The organism is Methylobacterium sp. Leaf361 (genome assembly GCF_001424445.1).
In the GTDB taxonomy this organism is placed as follows: Bacteria; Pseudomonadota; Alphaproteobacteria; order Rhizobiales; family Beijerinckiaceae; genus Methylobacterium.
On the sequence record NZ_LMPY01000070.1, the window covers coordinates 1 to 4,053 of the forward strand.

The window sequence follows — 4,053 nt, forward strand, 5'->3', positions numbered from 1 at the left end:
CGGCCATCCCATCCTCCTCAGGCTCCAAACCAGAGGACAGAATCACAACCCGCTCGCCACCGCTACCCAGCGTGAGTCCTGCTCAACGAGACTTGGTATTACATGCCGCATCGCGACATGGGACAGCCGGGATGGACGACGAGGACCGCGACTTCGAGCATTCCGAGCTGTCTGGCTCGTTCAGCCGCGATGGCGAGACCGTCGACGTCGAGATCTACCGCTATGCCGACACACTGGATCCTTGGCAGCTGGTCGTGATCGATCTGTCGTCCGGCGGCTGCACCGCTTGGCAGGAAACCTTCGCGACGGACCTGGAGGCCTATGATGCCTTCATCACGGCGGTCGAAGCGGACGGAATGGCGATATTCGCTGGTCGGAGACCGTCGGTGCAGCACTGAGTATAACATTGCACGAAAAAGCCCGCCGCGGCGCTTGGCCGGGCGGGCTATGAAAATATGAGCGGCCGTAGGAACGACCAGGCCGAGCAATGGCTCGGGCCGCCCTATCGGCGATTCTCGCGACGAGCCGATGACGCAAACCTCGCCCGGGCTTGGGGCTGGTGCAGGAACAGGCTCCGAGACGAAAAAGCCCGCGCCGGCGGACCGGGCGGGCTTCTCAGGCTCGGCACCGACAAGGGAGGAATCCCGCCAAACCTGACACTGAGAGTGGGTGAGGAGCAGGGGAAGACAAGCCCTCCAACGGTAGTGACGCTGGGAGCAAGGGCGCGGCATCTGCCGACGCAAATCGAACCACCCACCGTTGAAAGCGTTCACGCCCCGCAACAACGGAGAGCACGACATGAAGGTGATCTCAGCGACCGTCCTTGGCCTGGCGCTACTCGGCGGAGCCGCTCCGGCCTTCGCACAGCCATACGGCGGTCGCGACTACGGCTACGATCGCGGCGACTATGGCCCCCGCGACCGAGGCTACGGAGATCGGGGCTACGGAGATCGTGATCGCCGCGATTACGATCGGGACTATGACCGAGGCTCGCGGGGCGGACGCGGCGACTACGCTTTCAACGAGGAGGAGTATCTGCGCTGCAATCCGGACGTGCGCCGAGCGGTCATTGGCCGAGCGATCAAGTCCGGTCTGGAACACTACCGCAAGGTCGGGATGGCCGAAGGTCGGAAGTTGACCTGCAATTAGAGCGCATCTGAATAGCAGAGCAGAGTGCGAAAAAGCCCCGCGCGGCGGTGCCGGCGGGGCTGAAGTAGGCGCACTCAGATGATGGCGCTTAGGGGCTACTTGCTGCTGCCGCCACCGCCGCCGCCCTGGGGCACGGCGCGCTCCGGCTGATTGGCATTCCCGGCAGACGACGAGCTATTGGATATCGTGTCGGCCGGCTGCCCGGTCGGCGACGCCGTCACGGCGCCGTTGCTACCGGTGGTGCTGTTCTGCGGCGCAACTACGCCCGAAGCGCCAGGAGCGGAGGGCGCAACAGGGGTCGCCGTGGGAGCCTGTGCAGAGGCCCCGCCTGCGAGGAGGCTGAAGACGGCGGCTGCGAGAACGCGATGGCGCATAAGAAACTTCCTTGAGTTGAAGGCTGACAAACGCGCTCGCCTGAGAGTTGGTTCGATATCTACGACGCCTAGGCAGATTCGAAAAAGCCCCGCGCGGCGCGCCGGCGGGGCTGAGTGAATCCCTGGAGGGAATGCCGGGTGGTCGCAAGGCGCGGGCCATCTGCACGAAAAAGCCGCCGCGGCCAGAGCCGGGCGGTGCGAGGTGGTCTCATCGTGATGCTTGGTAGACCCGCGGGAGGCAGCGCGGTTCCACACCGCTCCCGCGCCTGGCAGTCTCACTCCGCTGCGACAGAAGCCTTCTTCGGCTTACGGGCGCGGGCAGGCTTCTCGGCCGGTGCCGCAGCAGGCTCGGCCACCTTCTTCCGCCCACGGGGCTTCGGCGCCTCTGCAACCGTCTCGTCGGCGGCAGCAGCCTTCGGGGCTGCGTTCCGGCGCTGCTGGCCCAGGCCCGCGCTCTTTGCGAGCGCGGATCGCTGAGCTGAGTAGTTGGCCGCCGTGGTCGGGTAGTCCCGCGGCAGGCCGAAGCGCTCGCGGTACTCCTCGAACGTCAGGCCGTTGCCGGTGACGTGCCGCTTGAGCGTCTTGTACGGCTTGCCGTCGATGAAGCTGATCAGCGCATCCGGCGTGATCGACTTGCGGATCTGCGAGGGCGTCGCCTTCTCCACCGTAGGCTCGGCGGAAGCAGAGGTCCCATTGAGCCCGGTGATCGCAGCGTGGACTTCGCTCAGCAGGGCCGGGAGGTCAGCCGGCCGCACGGAATTATTCGAGACGTAGGCTGCGACGATGTTAGCAGTCAGATCGATCAAATCGGTGCGGTCAGCTGCCGAAACTTGGTTGCTCTCGTCCATTTGCATCTCCTCAATGTGCAGTCGCAACGAACGATGCCGATTTGAGCGTTAGTCAAGGGATATTTGTGATTTCCTAGGAGAATGCGGCGGATAGCAAGCTCTTTCGTAGAATATTTCTGATTTGTATCGCCGGCCGTCCTCCCTTAGGTCCAGTCGCGCAGGTCTTCCTTGGCGCCGGGCGTCGATATGTCCATGTCCGCTGTTAGGCCGCCGTGACCATCCAGCAGTTCGCTTCTGGCAGCGATAGCGTGATACTCGACGGCGCCCCCATCGCGTCTCTGGTGCGTGAGGTCGGCCGCAACAACGCTGTGCGCGGACGGCTGGTCGGGCTCTTCCATGAGACGTCACCAGCTGAGCTGTCGGTACCCTTCACGGCGCAGCGGCACGCCTTCGGGATGCGCGAAGCGGCACTGGAGCGGCTTGGCATCCAAGGAGCCGACGCAACTGCCGAGCCGATCGGATGAATGCGATTTAAGGGCCGAATGCTGCGATCAATGTCGCGGTGGTGCTCGTGAGCGTCGAACGTGTGCTGGAGGCTGCAGGCCTGGAGTACGCGTTCGAGGACTGCCCTGTCGCGGCTTTCACGGCAGCCTTTGTGGTGGTGGCCGTAGATCTACGGGCATGACCGCCGGCCATCCCGTCCCTGACAACGGCGGCAGGGCGGGATCGCGTTTCGGAAGCGGAAGGGACCAATCTGGCGCCAGCTTCGTTGTGCGTCGTCGGACCATTCCGCTCAGGGACCAAACGTGCGCAGTCTCATCCTTGTTTTCAGCCTCGTCTCTATCGCCGCCCCCGCCTCAGCGCAGGCGCCTGGACGCGGGAACGCGGACCTGCAGACCAACTGTGCAGGTGACGCTCTTCAATTCTGCGCTGGCATTGATCCAAACAGTCCGCAGATGGATGCCTGCTTCAAGAAGAACATGAGCAGGATGTCCCCGAATTGCCGCCGCGCGATTGATGCTTACGAGAAGGCTGGCGGTAAGTAGCCACTCGAAACTCGGTCACAACCCGGCTGCCGCGAAGGGGGGGCGAACCTCAGCTCCGCGGCGGAAGGGATAAATCACCGAATCGAGCCGTTTGCGCATCAGCAAATTCCCCCGTTAAGGCATCCAATATGCGAAGCATCATCCTGGCAGTCGGCCTCATCGCCGTCGCGGCTCCTGTTCTTGGGGCCTCAGACGCGTCGGCGGCAGAGCGTGGCAACAAAGATCTGAAGACTTACTGTTCCGGCGATGCCGTCACGTTCTGCAGCGGCAAGGATCCGGACAGTCCGGAAATGGACGCCTGCTTCAAGGCGAACATGGACAAGCTCTCAGAGAACTGCCGTCGCGCCATCACGGCCTACAAGGGCGGTGGGGGCAAGTAGCGCCTCCACCCCCGCTTGTGAGACAGACCCCCACGCTGAAACCGCTCGGCCAGAGGAGTAGATGAGGGTGATCGCGGGTGCGGCCTCTCCGTCGCAGCCGCGCTCTCCTAGCGTGGGCCGCTACTCTCGGACCTGACGCCTTGTACGAGGGTAGCCAAGTAGATGGCGGAAGCGATCACGGCGCAGGCCATGACGCCGAGGGCTTGAGCTGCTGGCAAGGAGCTATGCGGGAGATTGGGTGACGACGGTGTGTTGAAGGCGGCGTATCGAGGCGGGTGTCGAGCCTGCCAGAACCTCTCAGTGAGAGCGATACGCC

At 63.8% G+C, this 4,053-nt stretch carries 5 protein-coding genes; 4 read left to right on the forward strand and 1 reads right to left on the reverse strand.

The features are described 5' to 3' along the window. Window positions 1–131: 131 nt before the first annotated feature. Both ASG32_RS29540 and ASG32_RS33085 read left to right on the forward strand, forming a co-directional pair. The gene (locus ASG32_RS29540) at window positions 132–398 is read left to right on the forward strand and encodes a hypothetical protein (protein WP_056533427.1); all 267 of its coding nucleotides are present in this window, start codon (window positions 132–134) and stop codon (window positions 396–398) included. Window positions 399–798: 400 nt separating this feature from the next. Beyond that, window positions 799–1,149 (forward strand): hypothetical protein, encoded by a 351-nt coding sequence (locus ASG32_RS33085; protein ID WP_082558105.1) that lies wholly within the window; start codon window positions 799–801, stop codon window positions 1,147–1,149. Between the two features lie 649 nt (window positions 1,150–1,798). On the opposite strand, the gene ASG32_RS29550 is transcribed toward ASG32_RS33085, so the two are convergent. Next, window positions 1,799–2,371 (reverse strand): MucR family transcriptional regulator, encoded by a 573-nt coding sequence (locus tag ASG32_RS29550; protein ID WP_056533431.1) that lies wholly within the window; start codon window positions 2,369–2,371, stop codon window positions 1,799–1,801. Window positions 2,372–2,583: 212 nt separating this feature from the next. Here ASG32_RS29550 and ASG32_RS34235 point away from each other — a divergent pair, with 212 nt between their 5' ends. Next, complete coding sequence (locus ASG32_RS34235) at window positions 2,584–2,835, forward strand: hypothetical protein (protein ID WP_157862103.1); 252 nt, start codon at window positions 2,584–2,586, stop codon at window positions 2,833–2,835. 650 nt (window positions 2,836–3,485) lie between these two features. Next, window positions 3,486–3,737: a hypothetical protein gene (locus ASG32_RS29560; RefSeq protein WP_056533435.1), complete on the forward strand. Its 252-nt coding sequence runs from the start codon at window positions 3,486–3,488 to the stop codon at window positions 3,735–3,737. The last annotated feature ends 316 nt before the right edge of the window (window positions 3,738–4,053 follow it).